The sequence below is a fragment of the Rhodobacter sp. JA431 genome (assembly GCF_900217725.1).
In the GTDB taxonomy this organism is placed as follows: Bacteria; Pseudomonadota; Alphaproteobacteria; order Rhodobacterales; family Rhodobacteraceae; genus Rhodobacter; species Rhodobacter aestuarii.
Genome location: NZ_OBMP01000002.1, coordinates 460,178 through 477,567, shown reverse-complemented (window position 1 = coordinate 477,567; position 17,390 = coordinate 460,178). Strand labels below are relative to the sequence as shown.

The window sequence follows — 17,390 nt, the reverse complement described above, 5'->3', positions numbered from 1 at the left end:
TTCACGCGCGGCTTTTGGCCGCGACAGGAGCATGACATGAGCTTTACCCTTGCCATCGTAGGCCGCCCTAACGTTGGGAAATCGACCCTTTTCAATAGGTTGGTCGGCAAGCGGCTGGCGCTTGTCGATGATACGCCCGGTGTGACCCGCGATTTGCGCGAGGGCGATGCGCGGCTTGGCGATCTGCGTTTTGTGGTGATCGATTCGGCCGGGCTGGAGCTTGCAGAGGATGACAGCCTGCAAGGCCGGATGCGGCGGCTTACCGAGCGCGCGGTGGAGGAAGCGGATATCTGCCTCTTTCTCGTCGATGCGCGGGTGGGCGTGACCCCGGCCGATGAGATTTTTGCCGATATCCTGCGCAAGAAAAACGCCCATGTGATTTTGGCCGCGAACAAGGCCGAAGGCGCGGCGGGCGATGCGGGCGCTTTGGAGGCTTGGGGTCTTGGCCTTGGCGAGCCCATTCGTATTTCTGCCGAACATGGCGAGGGGTTGGACGATCTTTACGACGTGCTGCGCCCCTTGGCCGATGACTTCGCCGAGAGAAACGTCGCGCATATGCCCGAAGTGGATGTGACGCTTTCCGAGGAAGAAGCCGAGGAAGACGAAAGCGCGGTGCCGATGCCGACCGAGGCACGTCCGCTTCAGCTTGCTGTGATTGGCCGCCCGAATGCGGGCAAATCGACCCTGATCAACAAGATCATCGGTGAGGATCGTTTGCTCACCGGGCCAGAGGCGGGCATCACCCGCGACGCGATTTCGGTCTCGACGAAGTTCATGGGCACGCCGATGCGGATCTGGGACACCGCTGGCATGCGCAAAAAGGCCAAGGTCTCGGGCAAGCTCGAGAAACTCTCGGTCGCCGATGGCTTGCGCGCGGTGCGCTTTGCCGAAGTGGTCGTGGTGCTTTTGGATGTGAACATTCCCTTTGAGGTGCAAGATCTGCGGATCGCCGATTTCGCCGAAACCGAGGGGCGTGCCGTGGTTGTGGCCGCGAACAAATGGGATCTTGAGGAAGACAAACCCGAGAAGCTCAAAGAGCTGCGCGAAAATTTTGAACGCCTGCTGCCGCAGTTGCGTGGCGCGCCTTTGGTCACCGTTTCGGCGAAAACCGGCAAGGGGCTTGATCGGCTGCATAATGCGATCTTGAAGGCCTATGAGGTGTGGAACCGCCGCGTCTCCACCGCAAAGCTGAACCAATGGCTGATCGCGATGACCGAGGCGCACCCGCCGCCCGCACCGGGCGGGCGCCGCATCAAGCTGCGCTATATCACCCAAGCGAAAACCCGCCCGCCGGGGTTTGTGATCAAGGCGACCCATACCGACCAGATCCCGGAAAGCTATGGGCGCTATCTGGTCAATGGGTTGCGCGCTGATTTTGACATGCCCGGCACGCCGATCCGGATTTACTTCCGAGACCAAGGCAGCTCCAACCCCTATAAGGATCGCAAAAAGTCGATCCCTTCGCGGCTGACCAAGCACGTTGAGAAGAAAAAGCACACCGCGCGCAAAGAAAAGGGCCTGCCCTCCAAGCCGAAAGGCTAAACCGGGCGCCCTTGGCGTGATCTGAAAAGCGCAAATCTGTCTCCTTCTCCGCCCCTTGCCGGGGCGGATGGGGCTGGTATCGTGGCACGGTCCAGACCGGAGACCCGAATGTGCGCCGACATCCTTGATCCGCAAGCCCTTGAGGCCCTGACCGCATGGCGGCGCGCGCGGCATGCCGCGCCCGAGTTGTCTGGCCATGAGGTGGAGACCGCGCGGCAGGTTTGCGCGGCCTTGCAAGAAACCCGCCCCGATACGTTGCTGTCTGGGCTTGGGGGCAATGGGGTGGCGGCGGTTTATGAAGGCGCGGTACCGGGGCCGAGTGTGATGATCCGCTGCGAGTTGGACGGTTTGCCGATTGCAGAAATTGGTACGCATCCGCACCGCTCAACCGTGCCGGGGCAGGGGCATCTGTGCGGGCATGATGGCCATATGGCGATTGTGCTTGGCGTGGCCCGCTGGCTGGGCATGCATCGGCCCGCGCGGGGGCGCGCTATCTTGCTTTTTCAGCCCGCCGAAGAAGATGGCTCCGGCGCTGCGGCGGTGTTGGCCGATCCGAAATTTGCGCCTTTGCGCCCCGATCTGGCTTTGGCATTGCACAATTATCCGGGGCTGCCCTTGGGCGCTGCGGTGGTGCGCGATGGGGTGGCCCATTGCGCCTCGCGCGGCATGAAGATCGTGCTTGAGGGGCGCACAGCGCACGCCGCGCAGCCCGATTTGGGGCTTTCGCCGGGGCCGGTCTTGGCGCGGCTGATCGAGCGGTTGCCGGGCCTTAGTCAGGGGCACAGCCCGGAGGAAGCGGTTTTCGCATTGGTCACGGTCACCCATGCAAGCCTTGGCGCGCCAAGTTTTGGCATTGCGCCGGGGCGGGCGGAGCTTTGGGTGACTTTGCGCACCCGCACAGATGCGGGGATGCAGCAACTGACCGAAGCGGTCGAAGAATTGATTGCCGCAGAAGTGACCGCCGCGGGGCTGCGTTCACAGCACGAATGGCATGACGTGTTTCGCCATTGCGAAAACGCGCCCGAGGCGGTGGCGGTGTTTACCCGGGCGATGCAGGCGGCGGGCATCCCCGCCACCGATCTGGATCTGCCGATGCGCGCCTCGGAAGATTTTGGCCGATTTTCGGACCTTTGCCCGGCGGCCATGTTGCTTTTGGGCGCGGGGGAAGGCTGCGCGCCGTTGCATGCGCCCGATTACGACTTTCCCGATGCACTGATCGAGCCGGGGGTGGCGCTGTTCACTGCCGCCTTGCGCGCGCAGCTTTTTTAGGCGCGCGGCACGCGCAGGGTGAAGGTGGTGCCTGCGCCCGGCGCGCTTTCGAAGCTCAGCCCGCAGCCGCTCATTTCGGCAAAGCGGCGCGCCAAGGCAAGCCCGACGCCTGCGCCGTCAATGGTGCTGTTTTCATGGCCAAGCCGCTGGAACGCCTCAAACACCGTTTCATGGTCTTCGGGGGCGATGCCGATCCCACTATCGGTGACGCGGATCGCCAGATCGTTGCGGCTCTCTTGATCGAACGAGACTAGGACCGCCCCGCCCTCAATATTGTATTTCACCGCATTTGAGATCAGTTGGTCGAGGATGCGGACCAACACTTCGCTGTCGCAGCGCACTTGGGGCAGGGTGTCGGGCGCTTCAATGCGCATCGTAAGCCCCATTCGCGCCGCTTCGGGGGCCATCACCTGCAAGGCGGTTTCGACAAGCGGCAGCACGTCAATCGGTTCAGCTTTCAACTGCATGTCTTGGCGTTCAAGCCGGCTGAGATCGAGCACCATCTCCACCAGCCGCACCAGCGTCCAGCCCGCTTTGGAGATCGCTTTCACCTGTGCGAGCCGCGCCCCGTCAAGCCGCTGCCCGGCAGAGCCTTCCAGCAGATCGGCGTAGCCAATGATCGCGGTCAGCGGCGTGCGCAACTCATGGCTCATCGCCGATAGAAAGTCTGATTTCGCTCGGTTCACCGCATCAAGCTTATCGCCCATTTTTACCAGATGCTCGGCCACGCGTTGCAATTCAGTGATTTCCGATTGCCCGGGATCATCAAGCGTGCCGCCTTGGGCAATCACCGCCATCCGGCCTTCAAACGCATTCAGCGGCTCGGCAACGCGGTCGCTCATCTTCTTGGAGCGGCGCCAAAGCACGGCAAAAAAGATCGCATAGAAGATTACCAAAATGCCGACCATCGTTTGGCTCACGAAGGACAATTGACTGCGCAAAGACGTGGATTCCGTCAAGATGCGGTCTTCATGGGTCAGCACCAAAAGCTGCCAATTCGGCCCGGCAACGGTCGACCACGCCGCGAACATCGGGTCATCAAGCGTGATGCGGCGCAGTCCTTCGGCCTCGGCGCGCATGTCTTTGGCAAGCCCGGAAAGCATATGCTTGGTGAAGATGTTGAACTCTGCCGGTTTGAACGTATCGGCCAAGATCGCTTCTTCATATTTGTGGCCAACCAATTCGGTCAGCCCAAGGTCGCTTTCGCCCTCGGGCGGCAGCGCAAGGATCGTCCCGTCGCGCCCCACCAAAACCGCATAGCCATCGCCGGGCAGCGCGATATTCAGCACGCGCTCAACAATCGTGCCAATGGTGACGTCAATCCCGACCACGGCTTCGAGCTTGTCTGGGCCATAGACTGGCGCGATGGATGACACCATCCAGCCACCGCCTGCCGGGTCGACATAGGCATCGGTCCAGACCGGTTGGCGCTCCGGGTTATGGGCGGCATCGGCCTCGTAATAGAAGTTGTAGCTTGGGATATCCATTTTCGGCGCATAGACGCCGCGCACGTCAAACCACGGATAGATCCTGTTATAGCTGTCCCATGTGTTGAGATAGATCTGCGCGATCAGCGGATCGGCCTGCTGGATCGAGCGCATCAGCGGGTCAAGCGGCACCGTGCGCCAGACCTTCTCTTTCTCGGCAGGGCCCACGGGCACAAAGCCAGAATAAAAGACTGCCGAGCCGCCATTATCCGCGGTGGTGACAAAGGCGCCCTCTGCGGTCATCGCGTGACGGCCCTTTTCGGCGGCGCTGACGGTCGCGGGCGTGGCAAGCGCGCGCCCGGTTTCTTCGGCATAGACTTTGGTCAGGGCCGAAATCGCATCAAGCCGATGGGCGATGATATTCGCCTCGCGCGTGGCAGCATCGCGCAGCCCGTCTGAAGAAATTTGCGTGATGGCGGCAGCGGAGCGCTCATAGACCACCTGATTGGTGGCCCAGTAGATCGAGAGAAACCCGAGTTCGATCAGCAAAAGCGGGACAAGTGCCGCGCGCACATAGGCGCGCCACAACCATGTCTTCAGAGGCACCGGCGCCGGTGCCCTTGCCTTGCCAAACAGTCTCACGCGCACCCCCTGCGCCCCCAAGCCCTACCTAGTCCTCTTGGGGCTAGCACGAAAGAGTCGCTAAAGTATGGATGGGGTCGGCGGCCAATCTGTCGCAATTACAACAATTCAAAAAGGCTTCTGCCCAAAGAAAAAGCCCCGTGCGGACACGGGGCTTTCCGGAGGTGCTGCGGGGAGGCGCGTTGTTATTCGCGGTTGCCCAGGAACTGCAGCAAGAACATGAAGAGGTTCAGGAAGTCGAGGTAGAGCTGCAAAGCGCCCAAGATCGCCGCCTTGCCAAGGAAGTCGGAATCGCTGTGGGCGAGTTGCAGATAGGTGTTTTTGATGTTTTGCGTGTCGTAAGCGGTCAGACCGGCAAAGATCAGCACACCCAACACCGAGATTGCAAATTGCAGCGCGCTCGAGGCGATGAAGATGTTCAGGATCGAGGCGATCACCAGACCGACAACGCCCATCATCAGGAACGAGCCAAACGCGCTCAGGTTGCGCTTCGTGGTGTAGCCGTAAAGCGAGAGCGAGGCGAAGGCGATTGCGGTCACCAAGAAGGTCTGCGCGATCGAAATGCCGGTATAGGCTTTGAAGATGAAGCTGATCGACAGGCCCATCAGCGCCGAATAGCCAATGAAGACCATTTGCGCGGTTTGCGTCGACATTTTGTGGATCATCGCGCCGAAGGCAAAGACAACGGCCAGCGGCGCCAGCATCACCACCCATTTGATCGGGGTGCCGAAGATCGCGGCAATCAGTTGGTCGTTGGTGCCCACGCCAAAGGCGACCGCACCGGTGATCAACATCGCCAGCGACATCAGCCCGTAGACTTTGTTCATGTGGGCGCGCAGCCCCTCGTCGATGCGGGCCGCATTGCCCGCGACCGATCGGGCGCGCATGGTATTGAAATCAGCCATCGAGTGCCTCCTTGAAGATCATGGCGGAGCTTGTTCGGCACCGCTTCAGGGTGTCATTTGGGAAAGGCGGGGGCAGGTTTCAAGAAGTTTCCGCCGGATTTTGGCGCCAATTTTCCCGTCTTTTGCCCCGACCTTGCGGCAGTCGTCACCGCATCGTGACGACAATCTTTCCGGTGGAGCGGCGCGTGCGCAGCATCTCCAACGCCTCTTCCACCTGATCGAGCGGGAAGGTGGCGGAAATATGGGGCTTTAAGCTGCCATCTGCGGCCAAAGCGAACAACTCTTGCATCGAGCGGCGCAGCGCCGCGGGGTCCAGTTTCAGATAACCGCCCCAATAAAGGCCGTGGATCTCAAGGTTCTTCACGAGCGCGTGATTGAGCTTTAGCTCGGGCTGTTCGCCACCCGCAAAGCCAATCACCAAGAACCGTCCGCCGGGTCTCAGCGCGCCAAAGCCCGCCGTGCCCAAGGCGCCGCCCACCGCGTCATAGACCACATCCGCACCGCCAAGGTCTTTCAGCGCGGCCTTCAGATCGGGCGTTTCGGCATCCAGCACCTCCGCCGCGCCTGCGGCTTTGGCGACGGCGAGCTTTTCCAGCCCGCGCGCCACCGCAATCACCCGCGCGCCCATCCGCGCGCCAATTTCCACCGCCGTCAGCCCCACGCCGCCTGCCGCGCCCAGAACCACAAGCGTTTCCCCCGGTGCCAGCCGCGCGCGCTGGGTGAGTGCGAGATGCGATGTGCCATAAGCGATTTGAAAAGCGGCTGCCGTTTCAAAGCTGATCGTTTCGGGCAGTACGGTGCAGCGCGCCTCTGCAAACACACCCGCCTCGGCCAGCCCGCCTTGCCCGGCATAAATCGCAACCCGCGTTCCGGGGGCAAGCGTTGTGTCCGGCCCGGCCGCGGTGACCGTGCCTGCCGCCTCAAGCCCCAGCACGAAGGGCAGGGGGGGCGTATCTTGATACTTGCCCGCACACATCAAGAGATCGGCAAAGTTCAGCCCGCAAGCGGCGATCTCTACCGCCACTTCGCCCGGTCCGGGGGCGGGCAGGGGGCGGTCTGTCAGCCGCGGCGGGGCGTCATGGGCGGTCACTTCATAAGCGCGCATTGGGTCCGGTTCCTTGCTCTTATGGTGACGATAACGGTGCAAAGGCGTTCCGACCAGCCCCGATGGACTGCACTGTCTGGTTCAGGGTGAGGCGACTGCGGGGGGTGTCCGAATCAACCTGTGCGAGAATGCAAAAGTGACGCGAGGGTAGTTGCAGCTTGCATTGCAACTTGCAAAACATCTTGCGGATGAAAGGCTTTTCGGCGGTGCGCCTTTGGGCTGTTTACGATGTTTGATTGACAAACCGGGTCAATCAGCGCCAACTTTTGGTCTAGTAACTATCTTTTTTGCTAGGTTTTTGTGTTTGATGCCGAACTCTCTTTTTTCGTCGTGTTATTCTGAGGACCGAAGTGATTTTCCGGGGAAGTGGGAATGAAGCATCCAGTTGATGTCCATGTGGGCAAACGTATCCGTCATCGCCGCTGGATGGTGGGGGTAACGCAACAACAGCTGGCCGATAAGGTTGGCATCAAGTTTCAGCAGATCCAAAAGTATGAAACCGGGATGAACCGCGTTTCAGCTTCGCGGCTGTGGGATATCGCCGATGCGCTTGACGTGCCGGTGTCGTTCTTCTTCGAAGGGCTTGCGGGCGAAGAGCCCGAGGCCAGTAGCAGAGAAGGCGATCTTTTCTCCGACAAAGAAGCCTTGGCACTGGTGCGGTCGTATTACGCGATCCCGGAAGAACAGCGTCGTCGCCTCTTTGAACTCGCGAAGGTGCTTTCGAACGTGGCTTGATCCGCTGCGGCCGAAAGGTTTTAAGAACGGGGAGCGGAAACGCTCCCCTTTCTTTTTGCCCACTCGCTTTCGGAGTTATCTCATGCCGCATGCGTTCTCTTTGGCTGAACAGGCCGATCTCCTCTCCACCGCAGAGGCATTGGCCGAGGCGGCGCGGGAGGCGACGCTGGCGCATTTCCGCCCGCAAGGCGGGATCGGGGCGGAAAACAAGCTCACAAGCGGCTTTGACCCTGTCACCGTGGCCGACCGTGCCGCCGAAGCGGCGATGCGCGAGATTTTGGCCACCCGGCGCCCGCAAGACGGCATCTGGGGCGAGGAATATGGCGTCACCAAAGGAACCTCCGGCTTCACTTGGGTGCTTGATCCGATTGATGGCACGCGGGGCTATTTGTCGGGCACGCCCACTTGGGGGGTGCTGATCGCGCTGTCTGAGGAAGGGGAAAGCAAACCGGGCGCGCCGCTGATGGGGGTGATTGATCAGCCCTATATTGGCGAGCGTTTTGTGGGCGGCTTTGGCACGGCGCGGGTTACTGGCCCGATGGGGCAGGCCGAGTTGCGCGCGCGGGCGGGGGGAGATCTTGCGCAAGCGGTGCTGTTTTCCACCTTCCCCGAAGTCGGCACGGCTGAGGAAGGCGCGGCTTTCGCGCGGCTCGCCAAACAGGTGAAACTCACCCGCTACGGCACGGATTGCTATGCCTATGCGCTTTTGGCGGCGGGGCAGATCGACCTTGTGGTGGAAGCGGGGCTGCAACCCTATGACGTGGCCGCGCCGATTGCGGTGATTGAGGCCGCAGGCGGCCTTGTCACCGATTGGGCCGGCGGCCCTGCTTACGAAGGGGGCCGGGTGCTCGCCGCCGCCAATGCCGAAATTCACGCCGCAGCTATGGCGGTTTTGCAGGGCTGATCCGCCCGCCGAGATCAAGGAGACCGCGATGCGTGAGGTTTTGATCCAAGGCGCCGAGGTCGTGGTGACGATGGATGGCACCCGGCGCGAGCTTAAGGGCGCCGATGTGCTGATCCGGGGCGGGGTGATTGCCGCCGTGGGCGAGGGGCTCACCAGCAAGGGGCAGGTCGTCTCGGCCAAGGGCTGCGTGGTCACGCCCGGTTTGATCAACACCCACCACCATCTTTATCAAACGCTCACCCGCGCGGTGCCGGGCGGGCAAGATGCGTTGCTTTTTGGTTGGCTCAAAACGCTCTATCCAATCTGGGCGCAGATGGGGCCAGAAGAGATCCATGTCTCGGCGCTCACCGGCTTGGCCGAGCTTGCGCTGTCGGGTTGCACGCTCAGCTCCGATCATCTCTACCTCTACCCCAATGGCGCGCGGCTCGATGATACGATCGCGGCGGCTGATGACATTGGCCTGCGTTTTCATCCCACACGCGGCGCGATGAGCATTGGCGAAAGCGCCGGTGGTCTGCCGCCCGACAGTCTGGTGGAGCGTGAAGCGGCCATTTTGGAAGATTGTATCCGGGTGATTGACGCCCACCACGACCCGCGCGCGGGCGCGATGGTGCGTGTGGGCGTGGCGCCCTGCTCGCCGTTTTCGGTCAGCCGCGAGTTGATGCGCGATGCGGCTCTGCTCGCGCGCGACAAAGGCGTGATGCTGCACACCCATCTGGCGGAAAATGACGAAGACATCGCCTATAGCCTGCATCACTTCGGGTGTCGCCCCGGCCAATACGCCGAGGATTTGGGTTGGACCGGGGCCGATGTCTGGCACGCGCATTGCGTGAAGCTTTCTAGCGAGGAAATCGCGCTTTTTGCTCGTTCGCTCACCGGGGTGGCGCATTGCCCCTGTTCGAACTGCCGCCTTGGTTCGGGCATCGCGCCGGTGCGAGCGATGCGCGATGCGGGGGTAAAGGTGGCGCTCGGTGTCGATGGTTCTGCCAGCAACGACGCGGGCAATCTGATCGGAGAGGCGCGCCAAGCGATGTTGTTGCAGCGCGTACAAAATGGGGCCGATGCCATGTCGGTGCGCGAGGCACTGGAAATCGCCACTTTGGGCGGCGCGCAGGTTTTGGGGCGGTCTGATCTGGGCAGCCTACAGCCCGGCAAACGCGCCGATCTGGCGATTTGGGATGTGTCGGGCCTAGAGGCCGCAGGGGCTTGGGATCCGGTCGCCGCGCTATTGCTCGCGGGCCCCACACGCGTGAAGCATCTCTTTGTCGAGGGGCGGCAGGTGGTGGCGGAAGGCCAAATCACCACGCTTGATCTGCCCCGCGTGATCGAACGGCACAACACTTTGGCACGCAAACTCGCCCGCTGACCGCCCCTTTCTTCTTGGCCGAAATACCTCGGGGGTCCGGGGGCAGCGCCCCTGGCTTGCGCTCAAACTTGCCGCTGGCTCGCCACCCAAACCGCGGCAATCGCCCGGTCATCGCCCATCATGATGGTGGGGAAGAGGCTTTCCCAAAAATCCTCCGCCCGCGCCACGCGCTGCGCGATGACGGGGGTGGAGGCGAGATCAAGCGCGATCAGATCGGCCTCCATGCCGGGCGCAAGGTTGCCCACACGCTCCTCGATCCGCAACAGCCGCGCCGCGCCCGTGGTGGCCAAATACCAAAGCTGTGCGGGATGCAGCGCCACGCCGCGCAGTTGTGCCACCTCATAGGCCGCCGCCATCGTGCGCAGCATCGAGAAGTTGGAGCCGCCGCCGGTATCGGTGGCAAGCCCCACGCGTAGCCCCGCGCCCGCCAGCCCCGCCGCATCAAAAAGCCCCGAGCCGATGAAGGTGTTGGAGGTTGGGCAATGCGCCAGCCCCGCGCCCACCTCGCGCAGCCGTGCAACCTCGCGCGGCTCAAGGTGGATCGCATGGCCGTAAACGCCATTTTCCCCAAGTAGACCAAAGGTTTCATAGGTGTCTAGGTAGTCCCGCGCCTGCGGGTAGAGGCTTTTCACCCAAGCGATTTCATCGACCTGCTCGCTCAGATGCGTTTGCATCAAGCAATCGGGATGCTCGGCCCACAGGCTGCCCAAGGCCAAAAGTTGATCGGGGGTCGAGGTAGGCGAAAACCGGGGCGTAATGACGTAAGACAGCCTGTCGCGCCCGTGCCAATGCTCTAAAAGCGCCTTGCTTTCGTCATAGGCCGCTTGCGCGGTATCGCGCAGGCCGTTTGGCGCGGTGTCGCGGTCCATGCAGGTGCGGCCCGCAAGCGCGCGCAGGCCGCGCGCCTGCGCCTCGGCAAAGAACGCCTCGACCGAGGCCGGGTGGATCGTGGCATAGCTGCACATCGAGGTGGTGCCATGCGCGAGCGCCAAATCGAAATAGGTGCTTGCCACCGCCGCCGCATAGGCCGGGTCGGCAAAGCGCATTTCCTCGGGGAAAGTGTAGGTGTTGAGCCAATCAATCAACCGCTTGCCCCAACTCGCAATGATCGCGGTTTGCGGGTAGTGGACATGGGTATCAATGAAGCCCGCCGACAGAAGCTTGTCGCCCATATCGGTCATGGTGGCCTGCGGGTAGCGCGCGCGCAACGCCTCGGCGGTGCCCACATCCGCAATGCGCCCCTCTTCAATGGCCACAGCCCCGCGCCGTTCATGCCGCGCGGCGCTTGCGCCTTCCACCATCGGATCCGCAGCAAACCACAGCACCTGCCCGAAGATCAGCTCGACCATCTTATGCTCCTTATTCTTCCCCCCATGCTAGGGTGCGCTCAAGACTTTGCCAATCTCGCCTTTTGTGTTGCGAATGGCTCGTTTAAGGTGCCCCCAAGCCGAGACAAGCCATTTCAAGCGGGGGCGGAATGACGGAAGAGCGGACAGAAGACGATTTTGAAGAAGACTATGCGCTGTCTGGGGACTTGGTTGAACAGGTTCTGGCGGCGACGGAGGCACAAGACGCCCCCCTTCTGACAGAGCTTCTGGAACCGCTGCACCCTGCTGACATTGCCGACCTTCTGGAACAGGTGGGCTCGCATGATCGGCGTGAACTGCTTCGGCTTTATGGCCCCGAGATGGACGGGGAAATCCTCACCGAGATCGACGAATCGATCCGCGAAGAGGTGATCGAACAACTGCCGGCCGAAATTCTGGCCGAGGCGGTTCGCGAACTTGATTCCGATGACGTGGTCGACCTGATCGAAGATCTGGAAGAGCCGCAGCAGGAAGCCATCCTTGAGGCGCTCGATGAAAGCGATCGGGCGGCGGTTGAGCAATCGCTCACATGGCCGGAATATTCGGCGGGTCGCTTGATGCAACGCGAGGTGGTGACCGCGCCCGCGCATTGGACTGTGGGCGAAGCAATTGATTTTCTGCGTGCCGAGGAATGGTTGCCCGATCAGTTTTACCATGTCGTGCTGGTTGACCCCGGTCATCATCCGGTGGGCTATGTCACCTTGGGTAAGGTCTTGGCCTCAAAGCGCGATGTGGCGCTGGCTTCGATCACCGAAGACAGTTTCCGCACCATCTGGGCGCGTCAAGAAGAGGCCGATGTCGCCTATGCGTTCAACCAATATCACCTGATTTCTGCGCCCGTTGTGGATGATGACGACCGCCTTGTCGGCGTGATTACCATCGACGATGCGATGAACGTGCTTGATGAAGAGCACGAAGAAGACATTCTCCGCCTTGCCGGTGTGGGCGATGAAAGCTCGATCTCGGACAGTGTGGCCGAGACCGTGCGCCAGCGCCTTCCGTGGCTGATGGTGAACCTTCTCACTGCGATCATCGCTTCGGGGGTGATTGCGCTCTTTGAGGGCACGATTGAGCGGCTCGTTGCTTTGGCGGTGCTGATGCCGATTGTGGCTTCGATGGGCGGCAATGCGGGCACGCAAACGCTGACCGTGGCGGTGCGGGCACTTGCCACCAAAAGCCTGACCGAAAGCAACGTATGGCGGGTGATCCGACGCGAGGCGGTGGTGGGCTTTGCCAATGGCGCGGTCTTCGCCGCTGTGATGGGGGCTGTGGCTTGGGTCTGGTTTGGGGCGCCCGAATTGGGCGTTGTGATCGGCGTGGCGATGGTGATCAATCTTTTCGTCGCAGCACTTGCGGGCATTGCTGTGCCCTTGGCGCTGGAGCGCTTGGGGGCAGACCCTGCGCTCGCCTCGGGCACCTTTGTCACCACGGTCACCGATGTGGTGGGTTTCTTTGCCTTCTTGGGGCTGGCGGGGCTGGTGCTGCTATGAGCGATTTGATCGAATTAAAAGCGGCCGCCCGTAAGCAAGCTTTCGCCCGCCGCAAGGAAGCCTTTGCTGCGGGGCAGGGCTGGGCGTGCCAGCATCTGACCGCGGCGCTGATGCGCTTTGGCCCTGCTCCTTTGGCGGGTTACATGCCGATCCGCACCGAGATCGACCCGCGCCGGGTGATGGAGGGGCATTCCGGCCCCGTGGGCGTGCCAGTGATTTTGGGGCCGGGACGGGGGCTTATTTTCCGCAAATGGACCGCCCAGACCCCGCTGATTGAAGGCGAATATGGCGCGGCGATCCCGCAAGACGGGCCAGAGATTACGCCGCGAGTGCTGATTGTGCCGCTCGTCGCGTTTGATCGGCGCGGCTATCGGCTTGGCTATGGCGGCGGCTTTTATGACCGCACACTTGAGGCGCTGCGCGCCAAAGGGCCCACCACGGCGATTGGCTATGCCTTTAGCGCGCAAGAAATCGACGAAGTGCCGATTGAGCCGACCGATCAACCGCTGGATCTTATTGTTACGGAAAACGGCCCGATCTGGCCGCGCGGGGCCTGACCTCCTGCGCTGCCAATACCCTTGCTTTTGGGCCGCCCTTGGGCCTATGGGAAATTCATGAAAATACTTTTTCTTGGCGATGTGATGGGGCGCGCTGGGCGCGCGGCGGTGGTCGAGCAGCTTCCTCGGCTGCGCGAGGAATGGCGGCTCGATTTTGTGGTCGTCAATGGCGAGAATGCCTCGGGTGGCATGGGGCTGACGGGCGATCATGCGCGGGTGCTGTTGGCGGCGGGTGCCGATGTGGTGACGCTCGGCGATCATGCCTTTGACCAAAAAGACATGCTGCGCTTTATCGAAAGCGAGCCGCGGGTGATCCGCCCGCTCAATTTCGCCAAGGAAGCGCCGGGCAAGGGCGCGCGGCTCTTTGAAGATCGGCGCGGGCGCAAGGTGCTGGTCACCCAAGTGCTGGGCCAAGTCTTCATGAAGCGCGCTTTTGACGACCCGTTCTCGGCGATGGATGCTGTATTGCGTGCGCACCCCTTGGGCGGGCAGGCGCAGGCGATCTTGGTCGATGTGCATTGCGAGGCGACCTCGGAAAAGATGGCGATGGGCCATTTTTGCAATGGGCGCGCAAGCCTTGTGGTTGGCACCCATACCCATGTGCCCACCGGCGATGCGATGATCCTCTCTGATGGCACCGGCTATCTGACCGATGCAGGCATGTGCGGCGATTATGATTCCGTCATCGGCATGGAAAAGGCCGAACCGATGCGCCGCTTCATCACCGGGATGATGCGCGAGAAATTCAGCCCTGCACGCGGCTCGGTGACGCTTTCGGGCGTTTACATCGAGACCGATGACAAGACCGGGCGTGCAACGCGCATTGTTCCGGTGCGCCAAGGCGGGCATCTGCAGCAATCTGCGCCAGTTTGAGCTTTGATCTGTTTTTACGTGACGGCTGTGACGATGCGGGCTTGCCGGGCGCATTGGCGCTTGTAGTATCGCCCCGATGAACAGAGGTGCGCGATGATCGACCTTGGACTGAGCCAGACCATGGAAGCCTGGCTGACCCTTGCGCTTGTCGTGGGGATGCTTGTTCTTTTCATGCGCGAGACATTTGCCACCGAAGTGACCGCGATTGGCGGCGCGGCGGTGCTGCTGATGCTCGGCATTGTGCCCTACAAAGAGGCGACGGCGGTGCTGTCAAACTCGGCCCCATGGACCATCGTGATGATGTTCCTGCTCATGGGGGGGCTTGTGCGCACCGGCGCGCTGGATTGGCTGACACGGCTTGCCGAAAAGCATGTCGATGACCGCCCCGTTATTGCCGTGATGGCGATTTTTGCTGCGATTGCCGCCGCTTCGGCGTTTTTGAACAACACCCCCGTGGTGGTGTTGATGATGCCGGTGATGATGGCTTTGGCGCGCCGTATTGGGGTCGCGCCCTCCAAATTCCTGATCCCGCTCTCTTATGCGGCGATCTTGGGCGGCACTGTCACCTTGATTGGCACCTCGACCAACCTGCTTGTCGATGGCGTCGCACGGCAAAAGGGGATGGAGCCTTTCACCATGTTCGAAATCTCGGGCATGGGGCTGGTGCATGTGCTGGTGGGCGGCGCTTACATGCTGCTGATTGGGCGGCATCTTTTGCCTGATCGCACCTCGATGGGGGCGCTCTTGGGCGACAAGCGCAAGATGAAATTCTTCACCGAGGTGGCTTTGCCCGAAGGCTCCGGCCTCATCGGTCAGCCGGTTCTGGAGGCGGAACTTTTCAAGCGCGAAGGCATGCGGGTGATCGACGTTTTGCGCGGCGATGCCTCGTTGCGGCGCGATCTTGCGGGCGCGGTCTTGGCCGCTGGTGACCGTGTGGTTTTGCGCACCGAAATGGCCGAATTGATGAGCCTGCAGCAAAACACCGATCTGCGCATGGTGGATAAGCTGTCTTCGGTGCAGACCGAAACGGTCGAGGTGCTGATCTCGCCCGGTTGCCGGATGATTGGCCGCTCGCTTGGCGAACTGCGCCTGCGCCGCCGTTACGGTGTTTATGTGCTCGCGGCGCATCGGCGGAACCAAAACATTGGCCGCAAGCTGGATGATCTGGTGGTGGTGGTTGGTGACACGCTGCTGCTTGAGGGCGCGCCCGAAGATATTGCGCGCTTGGCGGCGGATATGGATTTGGTCGATGTCACAAAGCCCACGATCCGCGCGTTTCGGCGCACCAAGGCCCCCATCGCCGTGGGGGCGATGGCCGCCGTGGTGGCGCTTGCCGCTTTTGACGTAGCGCCGATTTTGCTTTTGGCCACGCTGGCGGTGGCGGTGATTTTGCTTACCCGCGCGATTGACCCCGATGAGGCATTTTCCTTTATCGAAGGGCGGTTGATGGCGCTCATCTTCGCCATGTTGGTCGTGGGGGTGGGGCTGGAACGCTCGGGCGCGGTGCTGTTGCTCGTTGATGCGGTCGCGCCCTATCTGCAGGGGCTTTCGCCGCATCTGACGCTTTTTGCCGTGTTCTTGCTTGGCTCGGTGCTGACCGAGTCTGTCTCCAACAATGCCGTTGCGGTTATTTTGACGCCAATCGCGATCCAACTTGGCCAGTCCTTGGGGCTTGATCCGCGCCCGCTGGTGGTGGCGGTGATGTTCTCTGCTTCGGCCTCTTTTGCCACGCCGATCGGCTATCAGACGAACACGCTTGTCTATGGCCCCGGCGGCTATCACTTCTCCGACTATCTAAAGGTCGGCGTGCCGCTGAACCTGCTCCTAGCCATTGTCGGCACATTCGTTATCCCGTTGATCTGGCCGCTCGTGCCCTGAGGTATCCTATGCGCTCCTTTCTTCTTCTGCCCGCTGTTGCTTTGCTGTCTGCCTGTGCGCTGCCGGGCGCCGCACCGCTTGCGCGCCCCGATCATGTGAGCTTGCTGGAAAACCAACTGACCGTGGTTTTGACTGATGGCAGCCGCTGTGGTGCGAACAGTGCTGCGATGCCATCGGGCATGCTAGAGGGCTGTTCAACTGCCTATGATTATGCCGTTGAAATGAAGCGCCCGGTTTGGGTGCAGGGGGCGGAGGCTTTCCTTGAACCCTATGCGGTGATCACGCTCACCCGCCAAGAAGATGGGCGGCGGTTTGTGTTTGAAACGCCAAAAGCTGGCGAAGATAAGCCCGTGCCAAATTACGGCACGACGTCGCAATAAGCGCACCTGCGGGGCCAATCTGCTGGGGCGGCGCTGCGCCGCTTGCGATGCCCGGCTGCACTGGCTATAGAAGCCGCCAAACCGATAGTGCGACGGAGACGGGCATGGCAGGCCATTCCAAATGGGCGAACATCCAGCACCGCAAGGGCAAGCAGGATGCAATCCGCTCGAAAATGTTCTCGAAGCTGGCGAAGGAAATTACCGTCGCCGCGAAAATGGGCGATCCCGACCCGGATAAAAACCCGCGTCTGCGGCTTGCGGTGAAGGCGGCCAAGGCGCAGTCGATGCCGAAAGACGTGATCGACCGCGCGATCAAAAAATCGCAAATGGGCGATGCGGCGGATTACACCGAAATCCGGTATGAGGGTTACGGCCCGAACGGGATTGCGATCATCGTCGAGGCGCTGACCGACAACCTCAACCGCACCGCCTCCAACGTGCGCAGCTACTTCACCAAATCGGGCGGCAATATGGGCCAAACCGGTTCGGTGAGCCACGGCTTCGACCGCGTGGGTGAGATTTCCTATCCGGCCTCGGCGGGCGATGCGGACACGGTGATGATGGCCGCGCTTGAAGCCGGTGCCGATGACGTGGAAAGCGACGAAGAAGGCCACTGGATCTATTGCGCGGTGGAGAACCTTTCGGAGGTGTCCGAGGCGCTTGAGGCGGCTTTGGGCGAGTCGACCGAATCCAAGCTGATCTGGAAACCGCAGGTTTCGACCGAGGTGGATCTGGAAACCGCGCAAAAGCTGATGAAGCTGATTGATGCGCTGGAAGAAGATGATGACGTGCAAACGGTGACGCATAACTTTGACGTCCCCGAAGACGTGGCTGCGCAGCTTTAAGCGCCGCTCATCTGCACCACTGTTTAAGGCGCCCTTTGTGGCGCCTTTTGCTTTTGGGGGCGGTGGCGTCGCCACATACTTTAACTGCGGGAAAAGATCTTCCGC

At 61.5% G+C, this 17,390-nt stretch carries 15 protein-coding genes; 11 read left to right on the top strand and 4 right to left on the bottom strand.

Annotated elements, in window-relative coordinates; translation table 11 throughout:
- Positions 1-36 precede the first annotated feature (36 nt).
- Together der and CRO18_RS05980 are read left to right on the top strand one after the other, a co-directional pair.
- Positions 37-1,542: a ribosome biogenesis GTPase Der gene (gene der, locus CRO18_RS05985; protein ID WP_097081411.1), complete on the top strand. Its 1,506-nt coding sequence runs from the start codon at positions 37-39 to the stop codon at positions 1,540-1,542.
- 108 nt (positions 1,543-1,650) lie between these two features.
- Positions 1,651-2,811: an amidohydrolase gene (locus tag CRO18_RS05980; RefSeq protein ID WP_097081410.1), complete on the top strand. Its 1,161-nt coding sequence runs from the start codon at positions 1,651-1,653 to the stop codon at positions 2,809-2,811.
- On the opposite strand, the gene CRO18_RS05975 is transcribed toward CRO18_RS05980, so the two are convergent.
- The 3 genes from CRO18_RS05975 to CRO18_RS05965 form a co-directional block, all read right to left on the bottom strand.
- On the bottom strand, positions 2,808-4,880 hold the full coding sequence (locus tag CRO18_RS05975) for a sensor histidine kinase (RefSeq protein WP_097081569.1): 2,073 nt from the start codon (positions 4,878-4,880) through the stop codon (positions 2,808-2,810). The two genes, CRO18_RS05980 and CRO18_RS05975, sit on opposite strands and share 4 nt — an antisense overlap.
- Before the next feature lie 185 nt (positions 4,881-5,065).
- The gene (locus CRO18_RS05970; RefSeq protein WP_076483211.1) at positions 5,066-5,785 is read right to left on the bottom strand and encodes a Bax inhibitor-1/YccA family protein; all 720 of its coding nucleotides are present in this window, start codon (positions 5,783-5,785) and stop codon (positions 5,066-5,068) included.
- Positions 5,786-5,930: 145 nt separating this feature from the next.
- Entirely contained in the window at positions 5,931-6,890 is a 960-nt protein-coding gene (locus CRO18_RS05965; RefSeq protein ID WP_097081409.1) for an NADPH:quinone oxidoreductase family protein, read from the bottom strand.
- A gap of 372 nt (positions 6,891-7,262) precedes the next feature.
- On the opposite strand from CRO18_RS05965, the gene CRO18_RS05960 reads away from it, so the two are divergent.
- The 3 genes from CRO18_RS05960 to CRO18_RS05950 all read left to right on the top strand — a co-directional run bounded on the left by CRO18_RS05960 (position 7,263) and on the right by CRO18_RS05950 (position 9,895).
- On the top strand, positions 7,263-7,625 hold the full coding sequence (locus CRO18_RS05960; protein ID WP_076483213.1) for a helix-turn-helix domain-containing protein: 363 nt from the start codon (positions 7,263-7,265) through the stop codon (positions 7,623-7,625).
- An 82-nt stretch (positions 7,626-7,707) separates the two neighbouring features.
- Complete coding sequence (locus CRO18_RS05955) at positions 7,708-8,529, top strand: inositol monophosphatase family protein (protein ID WP_097081408.1); 822 nt, start codon at positions 7,708-7,710, stop codon at positions 8,527-8,529.
- A 28-nt stretch (positions 8,530-8,557) separates the two neighbouring features.
- The gene (locus CRO18_RS05950; RefSeq protein ID WP_097081568.1) at positions 8,558-9,895 is read left to right on the top strand and encodes an 8-oxoguanine deaminase; all 1,338 of its coding nucleotides are present in this window, start codon (positions 8,558-8,560) and stop codon (positions 9,893-9,895) included.
- A 62-nt stretch (positions 9,896-9,957) separates the two neighbouring features.
- Here CRO18_RS05950 and guaD read toward each other — a convergent pair whose 3' ends face one another.
- Positions 9,958-11,244, bottom strand: a complete 1,287-nt coding sequence (guaD, locus tag CRO18_RS05945; RefSeq protein WP_097081407.1) for a guanine deaminase — start codon at positions 11,242-11,244, stop codon at positions 9,958-9,960.
- A 128-nt stretch (positions 11,245-11,372) separates the two neighbouring features.
- Between guaD and mgtE the strand changes: the two genes are divergently transcribed.
- From mgtE to CRO18_RS05915, 6 genes are all read left to right on the top strand, one after another.
- On the top strand, positions 11,373-12,752 hold the full coding sequence (gene mgtE, locus CRO18_RS05940) for a magnesium transporter (RefSeq protein WP_097081406.1): 1,380 nt from the start codon (positions 11,373-11,375) through the stop codon (positions 12,750-12,752).
- The gene (locus CRO18_RS05935; RefSeq protein ID WP_097081405.1) at positions 12,749-13,309 is read left to right on the top strand and encodes a 5-formyltetrahydrofolate cyclo-ligase; all 561 of its coding nucleotides are present in this window, start codon (positions 12,749-12,751) and stop codon (positions 13,307-13,309) included. The genes mgtE and CRO18_RS05935 overlap by 4 nt, the downstream gene beginning before the upstream one ends.
- 57 nt (positions 13,310-13,366) lie before the next feature.
- The gene (locus CRO18_RS05930) at positions 13,367-14,182 is read left to right on the top strand and encodes a TIGR00282 family metallophosphoesterase (RefSeq protein ID WP_076483218.1); all 816 of its coding nucleotides are present in this window, start codon (positions 13,367-13,369) and stop codon (positions 14,180-14,182) included.
- A 93-nt stretch (positions 14,183-14,275) separates the two neighbouring features.
- On the top strand, positions 14,276-16,060 hold the full coding sequence (locus tag CRO18_RS05925; protein ID WP_097081404.1) for an SLC13 family permease: 1,785 nt from the start codon (positions 14,276-14,278) through the stop codon (positions 16,058-16,060).
- Positions 16,061-16,068: 8 nt separating this feature from the next.
- Positions 16,069-16,440, top strand: a complete 372-nt coding sequence (locus CRO18_RS05920) for a hypothetical protein (RefSeq protein ID WP_097081403.1) — start codon at positions 16,069-16,071, stop codon at positions 16,438-16,440.
- A 104-nt stretch (positions 16,441-16,544) separates the two neighbouring features.
- A complete protein-coding gene (locus CRO18_RS05915; RefSeq protein WP_076483221.1) occupies positions 16,545-17,285 on the top strand; it encodes a YebC/PmpR family DNA-binding transcriptional regulator in 741 nt (246 codons plus the stop codon).
- Positions 17,286-17,390 lie beyond the last annotated feature (105 nt).